General features: G+C 67.1%; 18 protein-coding genes and 1 pseudogene. 15 read left to right on the forward strand and 4 right to left on the reverse strand.

Going from position 1 to position 17,626, the window contains the following annotated elements:
- Positions 1–340: 340 nt before the first annotated feature.
- Positions 341–982, forward strand: coding sequence for a GntR family transcriptional regulator (locus ACZ6DL_RS23115; protein WP_466054052.1), 642 nt, complete (start codon positions 341–343; stop codon positions 980–982).
- Entirely contained in the window at positions 982–2,262 is a 1,281-nt protein-coding gene (locus tag ACZ6DL_RS23120) for an MFS transporter (RefSeq protein ID WP_466054054.1), read from the forward strand. The genes ACZ6DL_RS23115 and ACZ6DL_RS23120 overlap by 1 nt, the downstream gene beginning before the upstream one ends.
- Here the strand turns inward: ACZ6DL_RS23120 and ACZ6DL_RS23125 are convergent.
- Both ACZ6DL_RS23125 and ACZ6DL_RS23130 read right to left on the reverse strand, forming a co-directional pair.
- Positions 2,219–2,650: a nitroreductase family deazaflavin-dependent oxidoreductase gene (locus tag ACZ6DL_RS23125; RefSeq protein ID WP_466054056.1), complete on the reverse strand. Its 432-nt coding sequence runs from the start codon at positions 2,648–2,650 to the stop codon at positions 2,219–2,221. The genes ACZ6DL_RS23120 and ACZ6DL_RS23125 overlap by 44 nt on opposite strands.
- 93 nt (positions 2,651–2,743) lie before the next feature.
- Complete coding sequence (locus tag ACZ6DL_RS23130) at positions 2,744–3,163, reverse strand: TIGR03668 family PPOX class F420-dependent oxidoreductase (protein ID WP_466054058.1); 420 nt, start codon at positions 3,161–3,163, stop codon at positions 2,744–2,746.
- A 164-nt stretch (positions 3,164–3,327) separates the two neighbouring features.
- Here ACZ6DL_RS23130 and ACZ6DL_RS23135 point away from each other — a divergent pair, with 164 nt between their 5' ends.
- From ACZ6DL_RS23135 to ACZ6DL_RS23185, 11 genes and pseudogenes are all read left to right on the forward strand, one after another.
- Positions 3,328–3,744 (forward strand): hypothetical protein, encoded by a 417-nt coding sequence (locus tag ACZ6DL_RS23135; protein WP_157172754.1) that lies wholly within the window; start codon positions 3,328–3,330, stop codon positions 3,742–3,744.
- A gap of 477 nt (positions 3,745–4,221) precedes the next feature.
- On the forward strand, positions 4,222–5,637 hold the full coding sequence (locus tag ACZ6DL_RS23140) for a sensor histidine kinase (RefSeq protein ID WP_466054060.1): 1,416 nt from the start codon (positions 4,222–4,224) through the stop codon (positions 5,635–5,637).
- Entirely contained in the window at positions 5,634–6,050 is a 417-nt protein-coding gene (locus tag ACZ6DL_RS23145) for a roadblock/LC7 domain-containing protein (RefSeq protein WP_040866307.1), read from the forward strand. Before ACZ6DL_RS23140 ends, ACZ6DL_RS23145 begins: the two co-directional genes overlap by 4 nt.
- On the forward strand, positions 6,047–6,412 hold the full coding sequence (locus ACZ6DL_RS23150) for a DUF742 domain-containing protein (RefSeq protein ID WP_466054062.1): 366 nt from the start codon (positions 6,047–6,049) through the stop codon (positions 6,410–6,412). The genes ACZ6DL_RS23145 and ACZ6DL_RS23150 overlap by 4 nt, the downstream gene beginning before the upstream one ends.
- Positions 6,393–7,037 carry a GTP-binding protein gene (locus ACZ6DL_RS23155; protein ID WP_466054064.1) on the forward strand — a complete coding sequence of 215 codons (645 nt, stop codon included), beginning with the start codon at positions 6,393–6,395 and terminating at the stop codon, positions 7,035–7,037. Before ACZ6DL_RS23150 ends, ACZ6DL_RS23155 begins: the two co-directional genes overlap by 20 nt.
- The gene (locus tag ACZ6DL_RS23160) at positions 7,034–8,305 is read left to right on the forward strand and encodes a cytochrome P450 family protein (protein ID WP_466054066.1); all 1,272 of its coding nucleotides are present in this window, start codon (positions 7,034–7,036) and stop codon (positions 8,303–8,305) included. The genes ACZ6DL_RS23155 and ACZ6DL_RS23160 overlap by 4 nt, the downstream gene beginning before the upstream one ends.
- Positions 8,302–9,537, forward strand: a complete 1,236-nt coding sequence (locus tag ACZ6DL_RS23165; protein WP_466054068.1) for a cytochrome P450 family protein — start codon at positions 8,302–8,304, stop codon at positions 9,535–9,537. The genes ACZ6DL_RS23160 and ACZ6DL_RS23165 overlap by 4 nt, the downstream gene beginning before the upstream one ends.
- A 27-nt stretch (positions 9,538–9,564) precedes the next feature.
- A pseudogene (locus tag ACZ6DL_RS23170) lies at positions 9,565–9,741 on the forward strand (transcriptional regulator); the annotation flags it as partial.
- 393 nt (positions 9,742–10,134) lie between these two features.
- Entirely contained in the window at positions 10,135–12,537 is a 2,403-nt protein-coding gene (locus ACZ6DL_RS23175) for a hypothetical protein (RefSeq protein ID WP_466054070.1), read from the forward strand.
- Positions 12,538–12,876: 339 nt separating this feature from the next.
- Positions 12,877–13,857 carry a hypothetical protein gene (locus ACZ6DL_RS23180; RefSeq protein WP_466054072.1) on the forward strand — a complete coding sequence of 327 codons (981 nt, stop codon included), beginning with the start codon at positions 12,877–12,879 and terminating at the stop codon, positions 13,855–13,857.
- Positions 13,858–14,070: 213 nt separating this feature from the next.
- Complete coding sequence (locus tag ACZ6DL_RS23185) at positions 14,071–14,361, forward strand: SDR family oxidoreductase (RefSeq protein ID WP_466054074.1); 291 nt, start codon at positions 14,071–14,073, stop codon at positions 14,359–14,361.
- 15 nt (positions 14,362–14,376) lie between these two features.
- Here the strand turns inward: ACZ6DL_RS23185 and ACZ6DL_RS23190 are convergent, their stop codons facing one another.
- Positions 14,377–15,369: an NAD-dependent epimerase/dehydratase family protein gene (locus tag ACZ6DL_RS23190; RefSeq protein ID WP_466054076.1), complete on the reverse strand. Its 993-nt coding sequence runs from the start codon at positions 15,367–15,369 to the stop codon at positions 14,377–14,379.
- A gap of 221 nt (positions 15,370–15,590) precedes the next feature.
- On the opposite strand from ACZ6DL_RS23190, the gene ACZ6DL_RS23195 reads away from it, so the two are divergent.
- Positions 15,591–16,226, forward strand: coding sequence for a TetR/AcrR family transcriptional regulator (locus ACZ6DL_RS23195; protein ID WP_466054078.1), 636 nt, complete (start codon positions 15,591–15,593; stop codon positions 16,224–16,226).
- A 62-nt stretch (positions 16,227–16,288) separates the two neighbouring features.
- Positions 16,289–16,687 (forward strand): NUDIX hydrolase, encoded by a 399-nt coding sequence (locus ACZ6DL_RS23200; RefSeq protein WP_466054080.1) that lies wholly within the window; start codon positions 16,289–16,291, stop codon positions 16,685–16,687.
- 251 nt (positions 16,688–16,938) lie between these two features.
- On the opposite strand, the gene ACZ6DL_RS23205 is transcribed toward ACZ6DL_RS23200, so the two are convergent.
- Complete coding sequence (locus ACZ6DL_RS23205; protein WP_466054082.1) at positions 16,939–17,355, reverse strand: hypothetical protein; 417 nt, start codon at positions 17,353–17,355, stop codon at positions 16,939–16,941.
- Between the last annotated feature and the right edge of the window lie 271 nt (positions 17,356–17,626).

Consider the following 17,626-nt stretch of genomic DNA (forward strand, 5'->3'; position numbering starts at 1 on the left):
CCTACGGCAGGCGGGTTCGGTGAGGCGGCAGCACGAGCGCGCTCCGTGATGCCGCTGATCATCGCCTGAACGCCGGCGCCGCCGCCGGCCATCGGCCACACCAGCGCCTCGCGGCGGCGTGCGCTGTTACCGGGGATATGGTCGCCGCCTCGTGACTTCGCGCGTCGGCACCGCACGACGTCGGCGCGGAGATGGAGCGGTGCGTCGGCGCCGCGACGGAGCGGTGCTGCCGGATACCCGCGGTGCATCGGCACACGGTTCGGTGCCGCCTCCCGCGGGATGCCAGTCGTCCCCACACCCCGCAAACCCGCCGCGAATCCCCATCCGTAGAATACAACTTGTGTCTAAGACGTATTCATCGGCTGAGCAGGCCTATCGCGCGGTGAAGGAGCGGATCCTCTCCGGCGCGCTGCCCGGGGGCGAGCTGATCAGCGAGGGCGAGATCGCCGCCGATCTGGGCACCTCCCGCACGCCGGTACGCGAGGCGTTCCTGCGGCTGGAGACCGAGGGCTGGATGAAGCTGTACCCCAAGCGCGGCGCGCTCGTGGTGCCGATCCCGCCCGACGAGGCCGAGCATGTGGCGCATGCCAGGTACGTGGTGGAGACCGCGGCGGTCCGCAGCGCTACCGCGAACGACACCGGCATGCTGATCGAGGCGTTGCGCTCTTCGATCGAACGGCAGCGCGACCTGGCCGCCGCGGGCGACCTCGACGGATTCGCCGTGGCGGACACCGACTTCCACCGCACCTACGTCCTGGCCGGTGGCAATCCGCTGCTGTCGGGGTTCTACGACTCGCTGCGCGAGCGCCAGCGCCGGATGAACAGCGTCGCCCTGCGCCGCGGCCCGGTCGACATCACCCGGATCATCGAGCAGCACACGCGGCTGGCCGATCTGGTCGCCGCAGCGGACGTCGACGGGTTCGCCGACGCGCTGGTCGAGCATCTGTCCGGCGTGCACCAACTGCAACTCCGCGGCCGGTGATGGCCACCCTCACCGGCACAGCGCCCCGCGCATCGGTCGTCGCCGGACAGTGGCGCGGCGTCGCGGCCGCGATGTTCGCGATCGCATGGGGCGGAAACGAATTCACGCCGCTGCTGGTGATGTACAAGAACGACGGCCTGGCGGCCACGACCGTCGATCTGCTGCTGTTCTACTACGTGCTCGGCATCGTGCCCGCGCTGCTGATCGGCGGTCCGCTGTCGGATCGCCACGGCCGCCGCGCCCTGCTGCGGCCCGCGCCGCTGATCGCCGCGACCGGATCGCTGCTGCTCGCGTGCGGGTCGGGGTCGGTACCGGTGCTTTCGGCGGGGCGGGTGCTGTGCGGCGTCGCGCTCGGGCTGGCGATGGCGGTCGGCGGCAGCTGGCTCAAAGAGCTGGCGCAACCGCCCCACGGTCCGCGGCTGCCCGCGGGCACGGGCGCGCGCCGCTCCGCGATGAGCCTCACCGGCGGCTTCGCCGTTGGCGCTTGCTGCGCCGGCGTGCTCGCGCAATGGGCGCCGTGGCCGAACTCCTTGGCGTACCTGATCAACGTGGGCCTGTGCCTGATCGCCGCCGTGTGGGTCAGGCGTGCGCCGGAAACCGTGCCGTACCGCCGCGATCCGCGTCGGCTCCGCGATGACCTGCGGATTCCCACGGCCGGGCACCGCCGCTTCCGCACGGTGGCGATTCCGGTCGCCTTGTGGCTGTTCACTTCCGGCGCGACCGCGTACGCGGTACTGCCCGCGCTGATGGCACCGCAAGTCGGCGCGGCGCCGATCGCGTTCTCCGCCGTGCTGTGTCTCACCACGCTGGGCTGCGGATTCGCGATCCAGTCCGTCGCGCGGCGGATCGACCGGACCGGCACCGCGCGGGCGGCCGTAGTGGCGCTGAGCTCGGTCACGGCCGGGATGATCCTCGCGGCGGCGGCTTCCGACCTGCTGACCCTGTGGGCGACTCTGGCCGCCGCCATCGCGCTCGGGGCCGGCTACGGCATCGGTCTGGTGGCCGGGCTCCAAGAGATCGAGCGCATCGCCCGCCCCGGCGATCTAGCCGGGCTGACCGCGGTGTTCTATTCGGCCAGCTACCTCGGTTTCGGCACTCCGGCACTGCTGTCGTTCCTGCACGACGCCTACGGCCTCGGCTATCCGGTAATGCTCGGCACGGGCGCGCTGGCGGCGGCCGGATGCCTCGGCCTGGTGCTGCGCGACTACCGGGACCGACCGTCACCCGGCGGCGGGCTCACCCCTTCGGCGTCAGCAGGACCAGCGGAATCTCGCGCGTAGTCTTCGTCTGATAGTCGGCGTAGTTCTTCGCCGCGGAGGTGACGCGGGGCCACAGCGCGGCCCGTTCCTCGGACGTAGCCACCCGAGCCGTCATGGGCACCTTCGGACCGCTGCGCACCGATACGACGACATCCGGATTGTCGCGCAAGTTCAAGAACCACGCCGGGTGCACGGGGTCGCCCCCACGGGAGGCGACGACGACGTAGGTGTCGCCGTCGACGACCGGGGCCGTGAGCATCACCGCATGCGGCCGACCGGATTTGCGGCCGGTAGTGGTGAGTTCGAGCGACGGCATGCCGCCGAACTCGTTGCCCAGCTTCCCGAAACTGACCTTCAGCAGGGCGCGATGCACTGTATTCATGGTCTTCAGCGCGAAATTCGGGGGCATGCGATCCTCACGATCGGCTCGACATTCGGTCCGGCTCACCACCTCTCAGCGGGAGGGGGTGAATCGGACTCTACCCGAACCGGCGCGGCCCACTCAGCGCGCGGACCATCCCGACCAGCGCGCCACATCGATGGCGATCACCGGCCCCGGGGGCGGCTGTCGTTCGTACTGGGGATAGCGCGCGGTCAATCGGCGGATCGCCGCTTCCGCCTCGGCGCCCTCCACGATGCGGGCGTCCCCGTCGGCGCGGGCCCACCACAGCTGGGTCCAGTCGTCACCGTAGCGGTCGACGAGCACGGTGACCGCCGGGTTCGCCGCGATATTGGCCAGCCTGCGCAGCGCGGTGGTCGTCTTCGGCTTCGCGTCCACACTGGTGTAGATCACCTCGCCCGCCACGACGAACACGATGGGCACCAAATGCGGGCGCGTCCGCGCCGAAATGGTCGCCAACCGCGCGACCGGACTGGTCGCGAATCGTTTGCGCGCCTCCTCGGAACTCAGTCGCACATCCATCTCCTCGAGGCCGTAGTCCCCGTAAATCGGGGATCGAGTCTGTTCCCTCCCCTATGCAACCGGACATTTGCCGTGAAATCACGGGGATCGAGTGCTCCCACGCTACGGTCGAGTGAATGTTTGACCCGTCAAGAGGCAAATGTCCCCAGAAGGTGGAGGCGGTCGTGGACATCGATATCACTGCCCGGCTGAACCTAGCGTTCGAGATGTGGGAGCGCGCGCACGGACGCCCGCTCGCCGACGATACGGTCGAGATGTGGGTGACCGCGGCCGGGTACGACCTGGAGCCAGGTTACCTCGCGAGCGTCCGGCGCGGACAGCTCACCACGCTGCCCGAGCAGGCTCGCGCCGGGCTGGCCCATGTGTTCGGGCTCGACCCCAACTACTTCGTCTTCGACCCCGGGCCCGATCGGGACGACGACGCCGAAGTGATCGCGCACCTGGACAATTCGGCCCTGCGCCGCCTCGGGCAGGCCGTGAACGGCGTGTCGCTGCGCACGCTGCTGTACCTGGAGTCCGTCGCCGAAGTACTGCGCGAGGCCGACGGCCTGCCTCCGTGCGAGCAAACCGCACAACTCTGATCGAACGACAGCGGCTCGGTTTCGGCCCCCGGCTCGGCAAGCCCGGCGGGCCGGCCACACCGCAGATCTCTCGGCGCACTCGCGCCGTACGCCACTCGCCGATGCGGCCGCCGAGCGCGCCGATGATCTGATTTTCCGATATCACGTCGGTATTACGGCTGCCCGCACGAGCACAGGCCGCCGTCGGTGAATTCCAGGCAAACGAGAATTCGGCAATTCCGCACCGGCCGCACTGCCGCAACGGCCTTTTCGGCCGTCGCCAGCGCAATCCGAGCATCGGCACGGCAGCGCGAATTCACGCTCTTACCGCGTGCCTCCCGGAATCCATCCGAGTGGCGCCGCACCGCCCCTCCCGCTATGCTCGGGCCGCGAAGTTTCGAAAATGCTTGTCGGTCTGCGTATTTGGGGGATGGGGCACGCAGTAGGGGGCAACGATGCCATTTCCCGGCGGTGAGCGCGAGCGCGGAAGTACTGAACTTGTCAGAGTTGTTGAATGCGGCGGCGAATGAGTCCGGCGAAGACCCTGTTCGCCGACCGAAACCGCCGTACGCGACATTGTCGGCCTGCGTTATCGCGACCGCAGCCGTCGTCGCGGCGGCGGTGTACTACGCACCCGTCGAATTCCGGATAACACTCGCCGCGGGCGCCACGGCCGCGGCCGTCGCCCTGTGCGCCGCCGTGACGGCGGCGGTCCACTTCCGCGGGGAAGCCCGGCACGCCCGGCGGGATGCCCGCCGCGCCCGCGACGGGCGCGCGCTCGCCGCCGCGGGCGCGCAAGCCGAGGTCACCGCCGCGACCGAGGCGGTCGCCGCGTCCGACGCCAGAGCCGAGAGCAGCGAGAACCGCCGCGCCGCGGCCATGGCGGCGTTCGCGGGCGCGGCGGGCCGCATGCAGGCGATGACCACCAGCATGCTCGCGGAGCTGCGCGAGATGGAGCACCGGCACGGCGATCCCACCGTGCTCGCCGATCTGCTGCAACTGGATCACCACACCGCCCAGGCGGGCAGGCTGGCCGACAGCATCGCCGTGCTCAGCGGCGCGCGATCCGGCCGCCGGTGGGCCAAACCGATTGCCATGGAATCGATTCTGCGCGGCGCGATGGGGCGCGTGGCGGGTTATCAACGGGTACGGCTGCGCGCCGTCGCCGACATCGCGATCTCCGGCCACGCCGCGGAAGGCGTCATGCACGCGCTGGCGGAGCTGCTCGACAACGCCTGCAACTTCTCCCCGCCCACCACCGAGGTGCACGTCTACGCCGCCGAGGTCCCGGCGGGCGTCATCATCACCATCGAGGACAGCGGATTGGTCATGAGCGAGTCGGCGCTGCGCCGCGCCGAGGCGGCGGTGGCGGCCACCGGTCCGGACGCACGCGGCGCCGGAGTCGACCTGTCGTCGCTGACCGGGACCCGGCTCGGCCTCGCCGTGGTGGGCAACCTCGCGCGCAAGCACGGGCTCACTGTCTCCTACCGGCCCTCCGCCATCGGCGGCACCGCCGTGGTCGTGGTCATCCCGCGGGATCTCACCACCCGCGCGCAGCGGCCGCAGGCGTCCACCGTCACCGGCACGCTGCCCGTCGCGCGTACCCGCAACACCGCGCCGCCGGAGCACACGAACGCCGATCCGGCGCCCGCGCGATCCGCCTCGGCACGGCCGTCCACCGCCGAGAACGCTCCGGCCGGCGCGAGCCCCGCGCTGCCCAAGCGCCGCCGAGGTAGCACGCTGGCCGCCGTCCATCCCGGCGGGCTCGCCGCACCGGAGCCCGCCGCGCCGACTCCCCCCGCGGCACGCCCCGACTCGCTCGGCGCGTTCCAGCGCGCGGTGAGCGGGCCCGCGACCGGCCGTACCGCCACCCCTACCCCCGCCCCTTCCGGCTCCGTGGAGAACGAACTATGACGACCTCCGAGACCGCTCGGCTGAGCTGGTTGTTGGAACAGCTGCTCACCCGCACCCCGCGCACCAGGCATGCCCTGCTGCTGTCCAGCGACGGGTTGAAGATCTGCCACACGCCCGAACTCACCGTGGACGGGGCCGACCAGCTCGCCGCCATCGCGGCGGGCATCCAGAGCCTCTCACACGGCGCGTCGGTGGAGTTCGGCGACGGCCGGGCCGGGGTGCGCCAGTCGATGACGGAGTTCTACGGCGGCATCCTGTTCATCGTCGAAGCCGGGCTGGGCGCGCACATCGCGGTCGTCGCCGCCGAGGACGCGGACGCGGGACTGGTCGGCCACAACATGCGCGAACTGGTGGAGCAACTGGGTGAGTATTTGGCGGCCGCGCCGCGCTTCCCGGGAGCGGGAGTGTCGTGACCAGGCCGGGCCGCGACGACGACCCCGATCGGCTCTACACGCTGACCGGTGGCCGCAGCATGCCGGACTCCGACACCTTCGATCTGGTCACCCTGGTGGTCAGCGAATGCGCGCCGACCGCGGGCATGCAGTCCGAGCACGTGGCGATCCTCGATCTGTGCCGCGCCCCGACCGCCGTCGTGGAAATCGCCGCGGAGCTGCGGATTCCGGTCGGCATCGCCACCATCCTGCTGTCGGACCTGCTGCACGCGGGCAAGATCACCGTGCGTCCGCCGCTGGCCGGTCCGCCCGGCTCACCCTGGCACTCCCTGCCCGACACCACGACGCTGGAGAAGGTGCTCGTTGGACTTCGCAAACTCTGACCCGCGCCCGGCCCGCGCCGACGCGCCCCTGCATCGTGCGACCACGCGGGGACTGAAGATCGTCATCGTCGGCGGTTTCGGCGTGGGCAAGACGACGATGGTCCGGGCGGTCAGCGAGATCCGGCCGCTGGACACCGAGGCGATCATGACCGACGAGGGGCTTGGCATCGACGATCCCAGTGGCGCGCCCGGCAAGTCGACGACGACCGTCGCCTTCGACTTCGGCCGGATCACCATCGACGACGAACACGTGCTGTACCTCTTCGGCGCACCGGGGCAGGAGCGGTTCCGGTTCCTCTGGGACCGGCTGTTCACCGGGGCGCTCGGCGCGATCGTGCTGGTCGACCCACACCGGATCGCCGATTCCTGGTACGCCGTCGACCGGCTGGAACACCAGAAGACGCCGTTCGTCGTCGCCTGCAACGACTTCGGCGGCGGCCACCGCCCCGACGAGGTCCGCGACGCGCTCGACCTGGATCCGCACGTGCCGGTGATCGACTGCGACGCCCGCTCCCGCGGGTCCGGCAAGGGCGTTCTCATCACCCTCGTCGAGCACCTCTACTCCCTCGCCCCGCCCCCGGCGGGCCGGCGCCCCCTGCTCCCGACTCCGGAGGCCGCGTCATGACCACGCCCGCGCCGAGTTCCACCGACAGCTGCCCCGTTCACACCGCCCCGGTGACGTTGAGCGGCCCGCGTTTCCATACCGATCCGCACCAGCTCTACCACGAGATGCGCCGCGAGCACGGCCCGGTGGTCGCCGTCGAGTTGCCCGGCGGCGTCCCCGCGTGGCTGGTCATCGGCTACCGGGAAGTGCACCAGGTGACCAGCGATCCCGAACTGTTCCCGCGCGATGTCGGCCGATGGAACCAGTGGCCGAACATCCCGCCGGACTGGCCGCTGCTGCCGATGGTCGGGCAGCCGATGCCATCGATCTATTTCACCGCGGGCGCGGAGCACCGCAGGCACGTGGCGATGGTGGAGCCGGCGCTGGAGGCGGTCGACACCTTCGGATTGCGCCGCGCCTGTGAGGATTTGGCCGACCGCTTGATCGACGCGTTCTGCGGCCGGGGTGAAGCGGAACTGGTCGCCGATTTCGCCGAGCCGCTGCCGGTGCTCGCGCTCGCGCGGATCCTCGGTTTCCCCGACGAGGACGGACCGCAGGTGGCGTGGACGATGAAGACCCTCGCCGACGGCGGGTCCGATGCGCAGGCCGCGCATCAGCAGTTCGCCGAGCACATGCAGCGCCTGCTTGCGAGCAAGAAGTCCGCGCGGGGCGCCGATCTGGTGTCCTGGATGCTCGCGCATCCCGGTCCGTTCACCGACCAGGAATACGTCCTCGACCTGATGGCGATCACCGCCGCGGGGTATCTGCCCACGGCCGACTGGATCGGGAACTCGGTGCGGCTGATGCTCACCGACGACCGGTTCGCAGCCGCCCTCGGCGGCGGCCGCCACAGCGTTGGCCAGGCGATGAACGAAGTCCTGTGGGAGGACACGCCGACCCAGATCCTCGCCGGGCGCTGGGCCGCCCGCGACACGCGCCTGGGCGACAAGGTGATCCGCGCCGGGGACATGCTGCTGCTCGGCCTGGCCGCGGCCAATGCCGATCCGCATGTGCGCCAGCACGTCTCCGACGGCGCCGAGCCCGCGCACACCGGCAACAGCGCGCATTTCGCGTTCAGCTACGGCGAATACCGCTGCCCCTTTCCCGCGCAGGAGATCGCCGAAGTCATCGCGCGCACCGGCATCGAGGTCCTGCTCGACCGGCTGCCCGACCTCGATCTGGCGGTACCCGCCCGGAATCTGGTCCGGCGACCGTCGGCCTTCCTGCGCGGCATGACATCCCTGCCCGTCCGCTTCACACCCGTTCGCGCCGTCGGAGGTACCCCGTGAGCACCGAATGCCCGCACGCAGCCACCCTTGTCATCGATCCGATGGTCGGCGACCTGGGCGCGGAGACCAGCCGGCTCCGCGCCGAAGGCCCGCTCGCCCGGATCGAACTGCTCGGCGTGCCCGCCTGGACCGTCACCCAGCACACGCTCGCCAGGCAGCTGCTCGTCGACACCCGGCTGGTCAAGGACATCAACGCGTGGTCGCTGTGGCAGTCCGGCGCGGTGACCAGGCAGTGGCCGCTGATCGGCATGATCGACGCGGGCCGCTCCATGTTCACCGTCGACGGCGCCGAGCACCGCAGGCTGCGGATCAAGACCACCCAGGCGCTGACCAAGCGCAGGCTCGACGCGCTGCGGCCGACGATCGAGCGGATGACCGCCGAGCTGCTCGACGATCTCGCCGAGGCCGGCCGCGAGGGCGCGGTGGCCGACCTCAAGACGGTGTTCGCCTATCCGCTGCCCATGCGGGTCATCAGCGAGCTGATGGGCGTGGACCGTGCCGACCATCCGATGCTGCTCGACCGGTACAAAGCGTTCTTCTCCCTGCTGACCCCGCAGGAGGAGCGACTGCGGGTGATCGACGAGCTGGACCTCTATTTCACCGACCTCGTGCGCAAGAAGACCGCCGACCCGGCCGACGACCTGACCAGCGCTTTCATCGTCGGCGGCGACGGCACCGAGCCGCTCACCGAAGAAGAGGTGGTGGGCAACCTGAAGGCACTGGTGGCCGCCGGGCACGAGACCACCATCGGCCTCATCCTCAACGCCGTGCGCGCCCTGCTGGGGCGGCCCGAACAGTTGAGCGCCATCCGCGCCGGTGACCTCACCTGGGAGGCCGCGGTGGAGGAGACCCTGCGCTGGGACAGCCCGGTGACGCACTTGCTGATGCGTTTCGCCACCGAGGACATCGCCGTGGGCGACACCGTCATCGAGAAGGGCGAGGGCGTGGTCATGTCCTACCGCGCGATCGGCCGGGATTTCGCCGTGCACGGCCCGGACGCCGACGACTTCGACGCCTCCCGAGCGACCGCCAACCGCCACTTGGCTTTCGGATACGGCCCGCATATCTGCCCCGGCGCGGCCCTTGCCCGCCTGGAAGCCGGGATCGCGCTGCCTGCCCTGTTCGCCCGCTTCCCCGGCCTGCGCTTCGCCGTGCCGGTCGAAGAGATCCGCAACCTCCCCGTGCTCACCCAGAACGACCTCGAAGCATTCCCGGTGTATCTCGGGAACTGATCCGTTCCGCCGGTTGTTGCCGTGCCTATGACCGGCGAAACTTCGGCGGCGCCGCACCGGCGCGCCCAGCTCCGTGACTTCCTCCGCACCCGCAGGGCCCGGCTCACCCCGCACGACGTCGGCCTGGCCGCGGTGGGCCGGCGGCGGACACCCGGCCTGCGCCGGGAGGAGGTCGCGATGCTCGCCGGAGTCACGTGTCGGTACGCGCTCCTCAACGTATCCGACAGTGTCCGCTGGCAAGCAATCTCGCATGGATGCAGCGGCAGCACTCTAGACGTGGCGGTGGGGGCGACAGACACGCCGGCCCGGCAGACAAATAGGAGTTTCCGGGTAGAGGGTGTCCGGGGCCCTGCGTTTGGCTCTCGGTCGGACGGACGACGGAAAAAAGCGGCCGATCGCTGGTAAATTGCACGGGAACAAGTCCAACATCCTGTAGGATTTTAAGCTTCAACAAGAAGACTGCACGATTGTCGATACTCGGCGGGTCGCTGTTAGGACAGGAAAGCAAATGACGGACTGCTGCGCCATAGGATCATCGCATCGACCCTCTTCTCTCCGATCCGGAACACGTCGGGCCGAGGGTCGGGGATCGGATTCATGACAATTTTCGAGCGCGCGAAGAAGACTCTTGAGTTACTTATCGCGGAGCGAATAAATCTTGACGAAAATGAGGCAACTACGCGACTTAGACTGATAGACGTAGTTCTGAATGAGGTACTAAACTGGCCCAGCGACCAAATAAACTGCGAAGAACATGTCGACGGCGACTATCTCGACTACGTCCTAGGGATGCCCGAGCGACGGATAGTTGTCGAAGCAAAACGAAGTAGTAAGATTTTTGAAGTACCTGCCGGCGTTCTAAGCGGTAAGGTGGATATTTCTACCGTTCGAAATCACTCGCAGCAGAATCGCGAGGCCATTGATCAAGTTCTACGATACTGTCAATCCGCTGGCATCGGTATAGCACTCTTGTCCAATGGCCACCAATTTCTTGGCTTTCTGGGCAGTCGGTCCGACGGAAAGAAGCCGATAGACGGAAAGGCGATGCTATACGCCAGTCTGGATGATGTCTTGAGTAACATCGGCGAGTTCTGGGACTATTTCTCCAGGGAAGGAGCAGCCCGCGGAAATCTCACAATTGCTCTGACATCCGCCCGATCAGCCCCTCCTCCCCCGCTACCTCTATCCAGCCGGATCGTTGGTTACCCTGGATATAGAATCGGATCCGAAATGGAGACGGATCTAAAAATACTTGGCGACCTATTCATTCAGGATGTAGTACGCGAAGAGAGTATCACGGACGAATTTCTGACAGAATGCTACTGTTCTAGTGGTGCACTTTCACAGTACGCGGTTGTCAGCAGGGAAATCCTGAAGACTCGCTATTCAATTCTCAGCGAACAGGTTCGAACCGAATCCGTCACCGATAAGCGCGGTACCAACCCCAAGCTTAAAGACGATATGATTGCAAGCGCCATGACTAAGCGCCCAATAATTCTGCTGGGCGATGTGGGGGTGGGCAAAAGCATTTTCCTGAAGCATTTATTCCGCATTGACGTGAAGGATCTTCTAAAAAAGACGATTGTATTCTATATTGACTTTCTACAGCACTCAGGACTCATTGATGACGTGCCGGATCGTATTGTCAGTGTAATTACCGAAAGCTTGCAAGATGACCATGACGTTGATATCAATGAACGTCAATTTGTAAGATCTGTCTACAATCGTGAAATCAACCGATTCCGGAACGGCATCTACGGGTCTCTGGAGCAGGACGACCCGGCGGATTATCGTCGGCACGAGATCGAGATGATACATAAGCACGTGGCAAATGAGTACGAGCACGTGAAGCGGTCCCTGGGGTTCCTGCAGTCCTCTCGAGGGTACAGCTTTGTTATTGCCCTGGATAATGTCGACCAGCATCAGTCTACCTTTCAAGAGCAGATCTTCGTCGCTGGACAGTCCCTGGCGGAGACCTGGCCGACTACGGTTTTTATGTCACTTAGGCCAGATACATTTCATGAATCTCGTCGGTCTGGTGCGTTGGCGGCTTATCAACCGCGAGTATTTACTGTTTCGCCACCACGAAGTGATCAAGTAGTCATTAAGCGGCTAGAATTTGCGCGGAAAGAGTTAGTGGAATTCGGGCGACTGCCAGGGTTTCCAGAAGGTCTGACTTTGGATTCTGAGAGCCTGCTTGTATATATCGACGTCCTGATTGATGCATTCGAGAACAACATACAATTGATCGAGCTTGTCGATAATCTCAGCTCGGGAAACACTCGACGCGCACTCAACTTTGTCTCAACCTTCGTCGGCAGCGGCTACGTTCAAACATCTAGAATTTTGGATGCGCACAGGTCGGGTCGATCTTACATTATTCCTATCCACGAGTTCGTGCGTGCAATTCTCTACGGAGACCATAAGTATTACGATCCCCAGACCTCTCCCGTTCCGAACATGTTCTCGCTATCTTCGAATGATCCTCGAGAGCACTTCCTTCTCCCGATATTGCTGGCTGTTATTCAATCCGGAGGTGAGCGCCAATCCGGCGGATTTACTGATCTTAGTAATCTTTATGATCAACTGCAGCGACTGGGGTACACGCCGAATCAGATCGCATTTCACATAGACCGTGCCATTCGGGCTGATCTGGCCGAAATGGTCGACCATGGCGACTCTGGCAGTCTTGCTCGCGTAACCGCCGCTGGCGGATATTTGCACAAAGTCCTAGTAAGCAACTTTCCTTACATTGATGCCGTAGTTGTTGATACACCTATCGTGGATCCAGCGAGGAGAGCCGAGATTCGCGACGTACAAGATATTGCAGACAGAATAGTACGCGCGGAGTCTTTTATGGATTACCTCGGTGATTGTTGGCCGTTCGACGACGAGCCCCTTGCGTTTTCGTGGACCGCGGTCCGTCAGGAATGGAGTAGGTCCCTTGAGACAGTTAAGAGGAGTGTAATTCGCGCGGCGGAGCGGCGGCTGAAGCGCTAAACTAGCCCTACAGCTGCAGGATTCCGATTTGGGGGTGTGGCAGGACTGCGAACTGATGCCGGCTGATTGGGAATGGGGGTGGATCGTGTTCCACCCCCATTCCAAATGCACCTTTGCACCCTAGGACGAGCGGACGCGAAGGGCTGGCGCTGCTGCCGCACAACCCAGCGTGCGACCCGAACCCCACCCCCAACCATGGGCCGACCGCACGGTGAGCCGAGCGAGCGCGGATGGCTATTGCTCGCGGGATAGTCCGCGTGAGCGTTCCTGTCCTTGTCCGGTGCCGCCACGCTCAACGCTCGGCGCAGAACCAGGCGGCTGTCTCACCGCTGCTAGTGGATGCTGCGCCTGCCCCAGCCAGAGGATTTTTTCGACCTCCGACAGACGCCCTTTCTCGTCCAGCTCCTTGAACGCCGCGTTCCGCGCCGCGTTCAGGGCCTGCAAGGCGGCGGCTTCACGTTCTTTCGCTGCCGTGCGTGCCTCGGCTGCTCCCCGCTCCGCTCTGGCGGCGTCGGCCGCTTCTCGGGCTGCTTGTTCTCCAGCGTCGGCGGCCTCCCGCTGGGGGTACTGACTGGGTGGCGGGAATTCCTGTGCCACCCGTTCGGCTGCCTCCCGCTCCGCCCGCGCCTGCTCGGTTTCCGGCGTTCGGCCTGCTTGCCTGGCTCGTTCGGCTTGCTCGCGGGCCTGCCGGTCGCGTTCGACCTGCTGCGGGGCATCCGCCCGGCCGCGCGCGGCGGCTTCCCGGAACTGTTGCATCTTCCGGAATTTCTCGGCTCGCTCTTGCGCCCGCACTATCTCGCGGATCTTCGCCAGCCGCTCCCGCGCTCGGTCGGCGCGATTCAACTCGTACGGCCGGATCAGCTCCAATTGCTGAGATACCAGCGACCGGCCGAGTTGCATTGCACGGAGTGCGTCAGCGCGAGAAATGATCACGTGCTGGAATTTGTCACCGAAATCACATGCCATGTTTCGCAGGTCTTCGCGGACTTTATCCGGAATCTTCTCACCGGCTACCGTTTCCCACCGGGATCGAGTAATCAGGCCGGAAAGGTATGCGATCTGCCCGCTGAGGTCCAGCCGCCGCATCTGGGGCGGATCACGATGCGGGCGGGGCGGGTGTGCGGGGTGATGATGCCCGCGTTCGTCGGCTCGAAAGTCAAAACGTGGATGCACCAGCACGGCCAGCAGACCGGGCCGGTACTGACACACCCGCGCTCGCAGCACTGGACCTTTCTCACTGGCCCGGACCTGCCGGAGGACATTCGGTTGCCGGTAGAAATGACACGCAGACAGCGGTGTATGCCCAAGCTGTCCAGATGAAATCACTAACGCCTCCCCTGCTCGATGTACTGGTGTGCACCCGCCGCCGGGGAGCGATGAGGGCACCGGATCAACCCGGCGGCGCGTGCCGTGATCAGCCTCACGTGACAGCCCCGGTCGTAACAATGTCGGCACCCGGACTTTTCCCGGACTTTCCCGGACTTCGTGCTTCGTAGACCGACCGCCCTGAATCGGAGGGATACCGTGGATTCGATGCAGAGCGTGAACCTGGCCCGTACCCTCGCGGCGGAGCTGGGACCCAGCGGAATCCGGGTCAATTCCGTGAGCCCCGGGTACATCGAGACTCCGATGTTCCACGACAACGTCAGCCCCGACGCGCACACCGCCGTGCTGGCCGAAGTGGCGAGCCGCCGGTTGGGTACCGCCGACGACGTGGCCGACGCCGTGGCATTCCTCGCGTCCGCCGAGGCGTCCTACGTCAACGGCCAGGATCTGATCATCGACGGCGGTCTCGTCGCCGCCGTATCCCGCGAGCTGATCTGACCGGCTCGCGGTCCCTCACGTGCGCGAACCGTTCTCGCGCCGCACGGATTCGACGATGGCGTCCCGGATGGGCCGCCATCGCAGATCGAGCTCGGCCAGGGTCCGGGAATCGTCGGTCGGCGTGGCGGTGGTCAGCAACCACGCGGCCTCGTAGCCGAGCCCGGCGCTGATCGGCAGGAAGCGGGCGGCCGCGTCGGTGAGCCGACCGAGTCCCAGCAGCGCGGCCTTCGGCACCGGGACCCGCCGGATCCGCTGTCCGGCAGCGCTTTCCAGGATGTCCACGATCTCGTCGAACGCCACCAGGTGACCGCCGCACAGATAGCGCCGCGGTCCGAGACCGGGACGCATGACGGCGGCGTGCACGGCGGCCACGTCCCGGACGTCGATCATCTGCATCCCGCCGCGAATCCGCGGCGCGATCCGGGCCCGCAGAATCGCGCCCCAGCCGTCGGAGGTGATCCCGGCCTGCGCGCCGAGACCAGGGCCGACGACGCTGGAGGGGTAGGTGATGACGATCGGCGCACCCGCGGCCTGCAACGCCCGGGCGATCCGATCGGCGGCCGACTTGGTGCGGCCGTAGGCGCTGCGGCCGGGCGCGGTCGGGCTGTCGGGCGTGATGACCGGATCGGGGCTGGGGAAAAGCGCGCTGTAGCTGGCGACGTGCACGATCGGGTCCAGTCCGAGCGCTGTCGCGCGGGCCAGCACGGTGGCCGTCGCGTCGGCGTTGACCTCCCACATCAACTGCTCGCGCCGGTTGTCGGTGCCGACCACGCCCGCCGCGTGCAGGGCGGCGTCGCATCCGTCGAGCAACGCCTCGACCACCTTCGGATCCCGGATGTCGCCCGGCAGCACCGACAGCGCTTCGGGCCCGGCATCGAACATGCCGACCGCCGCTGGGACCGATTCGCTCGGATGGACCAGCAGCACGACGCTGTGCCCCGCGCGCAGCAGTGCGGAAACGGTATGCGCGCCCAGGTAGCCGGTGCCGCCGGTGACCGCGATTCGCATCCCGGCTACCCCTTGTCGTTCCCGGTCGACCGCTCCCGCGTTTCCGTTCCCCGCGCCGCCGTCCACGGTCGACCGTTTCGTCCGCCCATCTCATTCCTTCGTCACCCTGAGCTCACCTGTCCGGGTCGGCCACGGGGCGACTTCGGCGCGCCGCGACAATTGCCCGGAGCATCGGCATAAATTCGATGCCAGTGGCATCGTAATAGAAGGCGGGAAGCGGCATGGGCGAAACGGCACAGGACCCGCGGTCGGGGCCCCGGAGCGTCGGCCGGCCTCGGGACGAGTCGGTCGAGCAGCGTGTGCTGGCGACCGTCCGGGAGATGTTGGCCGAAGTCGGATGGGACGAGTTGAGCGTCCGGGCGGTGGCGGCACGCGCCGGAGTCGGCCGGGCTTCCATCGGTCGCCGCTGGCAATCGAAGGCGGAGCTGGTGCTGCACGCCGTTCTGGGTGAGACACCCGACCTGGGCCCGTTCGAGGGCACCGACCAGTACGGGTGGATCGAGTGGGTGCTGCGCGGCAGCCGGGAACTGTTCGCGCGCGCCGATGTTCGCGCCGCCGTCCCGGGGCTGTTGACCGCGCTCGATCACGACCCGCACTTGCGCCACCGGCTGTGGGCCGGGTTCAGCACACCGGCGGCCGCGCTCTTCGCCGCGGGCGACACGGCCGGACGCCGTGGCGGGACCGCCCGGCCGGGCGCCACCGAACCCCGCGGGCAGGCCGAACTCGACGCCAGGGCCGTCATCGCACTGGCGGCGGGTGCGGCGCTGTTCCTGGAGTTCGTCGCCGACGGGGACGACACCGCGCTGATCCACCGGCGCATCGGCGAACTGCTGCACCGCGCCGTCCACGAGCGCTGAACCGGCCGGTCCGCGCGAAATCCGGTTGACGTCCCCTCCGGGCCGCTCAGTACAGTGGGCCGGTGATTCGCACGTCCGCGCTGGCCCATATCCGGGATCGCCGCCTGCTGCAGGCGCGCTCGGCAGGCAAAGACGTCTTCTACATGGCGGGCGGCAAGATCGACCCCGGCGAAACGCCCGAGGCGGCACTGCACCGCGAAGTGCGCGAAGAACTCGGTGTCGGCGTGGTCTCCTGCGACGAACTCGGGGTGTTCCACGCCGAGGCGTACGGCCACTCCCCCGGCACCCGCCTGCACATGACCTGCTTCACCGCGCAACTCGACGGCGACCCGCGCCCCACCAGCGAGATCGCCGAACTGCGCTACTTCACCGTGAGCGAGTACGCCGCGATGGACCACGTGGCACCCGGTTCGATGCTGGTCTTCCGCAAGCTCCACGAGCTCGGCGTGGTCGACTGGTAGCCTCGCGAACTCCGCCCGGGGCGCTGTCCTTGCACCGCTGGCGCTCGTGGTGAACGACAGTCTTACGTCCGTAGCGCCGGACGGCTCCGTTCGTCACGCAGAGCGGGGCGTCCTGTGGCGGAACCGGATTCGGCCACACGACGACGTGACGTGCACCGGGTTACGCAATCCGGCGGCCGGACCGCGCAAACCGCCACACTCGGGCGGCACGACGAAGCCGGGGAGCCGCGGCGAGCGATGCCGCGATCAGATCACCCTTCGCTCCCACTCCGCACGGTCTCCGGAGCACGACGAGCATGCTCGGCCACCCAGACCCCGACGCCGATCGCCCCGGCGACCGGCCACGACACCAGCCCGGTGACCGCCGCCGCCCCGAGCCCGCCGAAATAGAGCAACGACTCCCGATCCGGTACCCGATTGCGCACCGCCGTGGTCGCCGACGAAACTCCGGTCGCGACGGTGCGCGGCCCGGGCGGAAGCGGAATGCGGGCCATCCGCATGCCGACCGTGGGAACCGGCACGCGCAACCTGACGCGCGCGGTGGGCGCGGGGCGCGACCCGGTCTTCGATTCGGCCTTCGATTCGGTCTCGGTGCCGGGCACCGGCGGTGCCGTCTCCCGCGCCTGGGAGCCGGATGCGCGGACCTTCTCGGTTGCTGTCTTGGACATGACCGCTCCTTCCTTCGTCCTGCACCTCGTCACTGTGTATGTGATCCAGCCAAGCCGTGCTCGCCCCTCGTCGCAACCCCCGGGCGTTCGCCGGGGCCGCTCGACCGCGCGCAGGGCGCGCCGCGGTCGAGCGGATGTCGCGGGCGACTTCGAATCGACGCGACGAACCAGAATGGCCAACAGATTGCTGGGCATCACAATACCCGCGTTAGATCCGAAGAATTCGGAGTTCGACCGCCCGTAAAACGGCCTTTCTAACCGATTCCGGTTT

This window comes from Nocardia sp. NPDC041819 (assembly GCF_055590505.1).

Excerpts from the sequence above, each read along its gene's own strand:
- ACZ6DL_RS23120 (WP_466054054.1), top strand. The coding sequence starts at position 982 with ATGGCCACCCTCACCGGCACAGCGCCCCGCGCATCGGTCGTCGCCGGA.
- ACZ6DL_RS23125 (WP_466054056.1), bottom strand. The coding sequence starts at position 2,650 with ATGCCCCCGAATTTCGCGCTGAAGACCATGAATACAGTGCATCGCGCC.
- ACZ6DL_RS23180 (WP_466054072.1), top strand. The coding sequence starts at position 12,877 with ATGCTGCGCCTGCCCCAGCCAGAGGATTTTTTCGACCTCCGACAGACG.
- ACZ6DL_RS23185 (WP_466054074.1), top strand. The coding sequence starts at position 14,071 with ATGCAGAGCGTGAACCTGGCCCGTACCCTCGCGGCGGAGCTGGGACCC.
- ACZ6DL_RS23205 (WP_466054082.1), bottom strand. The coding sequence starts at position 17,355 with ATGTCCAAGACAGCAACCGAGAAGGTCCGCGCATCCGGCTCCCAGGCG.
- ACZ6DL_RS23145 (WP_040866307.1), top strand. The coding sequence starts at position 5,634 with ATGACGACCTCCGAGACCGCTCGGCTGAGCTGGTTGTTGGAACAGCTG.
- ACZ6DL_RS23195 (WP_466054078.1), top strand. The coding sequence starts at position 15,591 with ATGGGCGAAACGGCACAGGACCCGCGGTCGGGGCCCCGGAGCGTCGGC.
- ACZ6DL_RS23160 (WP_466054066.1), top strand. The coding sequence starts at position 7,034 with ATGACCACGCCCGCGCCGAGTTCCACCGACAGCTGCCCCGTTCACACC.
- ACZ6DL_RS23175 (WP_466054070.1), top strand. The coding sequence starts at position 10,135 with ATGACAATTTTCGAGCGCGCGAAGAAGACTCTTGAGTTACTTATCGCG.
- ACZ6DL_RS23190 (WP_466054076.1), bottom strand. The coding sequence starts at position 15,369 with ATGCGAATCGCGGTCACCGGCGGCACCGGCTACCTGGGCGCGCATACC.
- ACZ6DL_RS23130 (WP_466054058.1), bottom strand. The coding sequence starts at position 3,163 with ATGGATGTGCGACTGAGTTCCGAGGAGGCGCGCAAACGATTCGCGACC.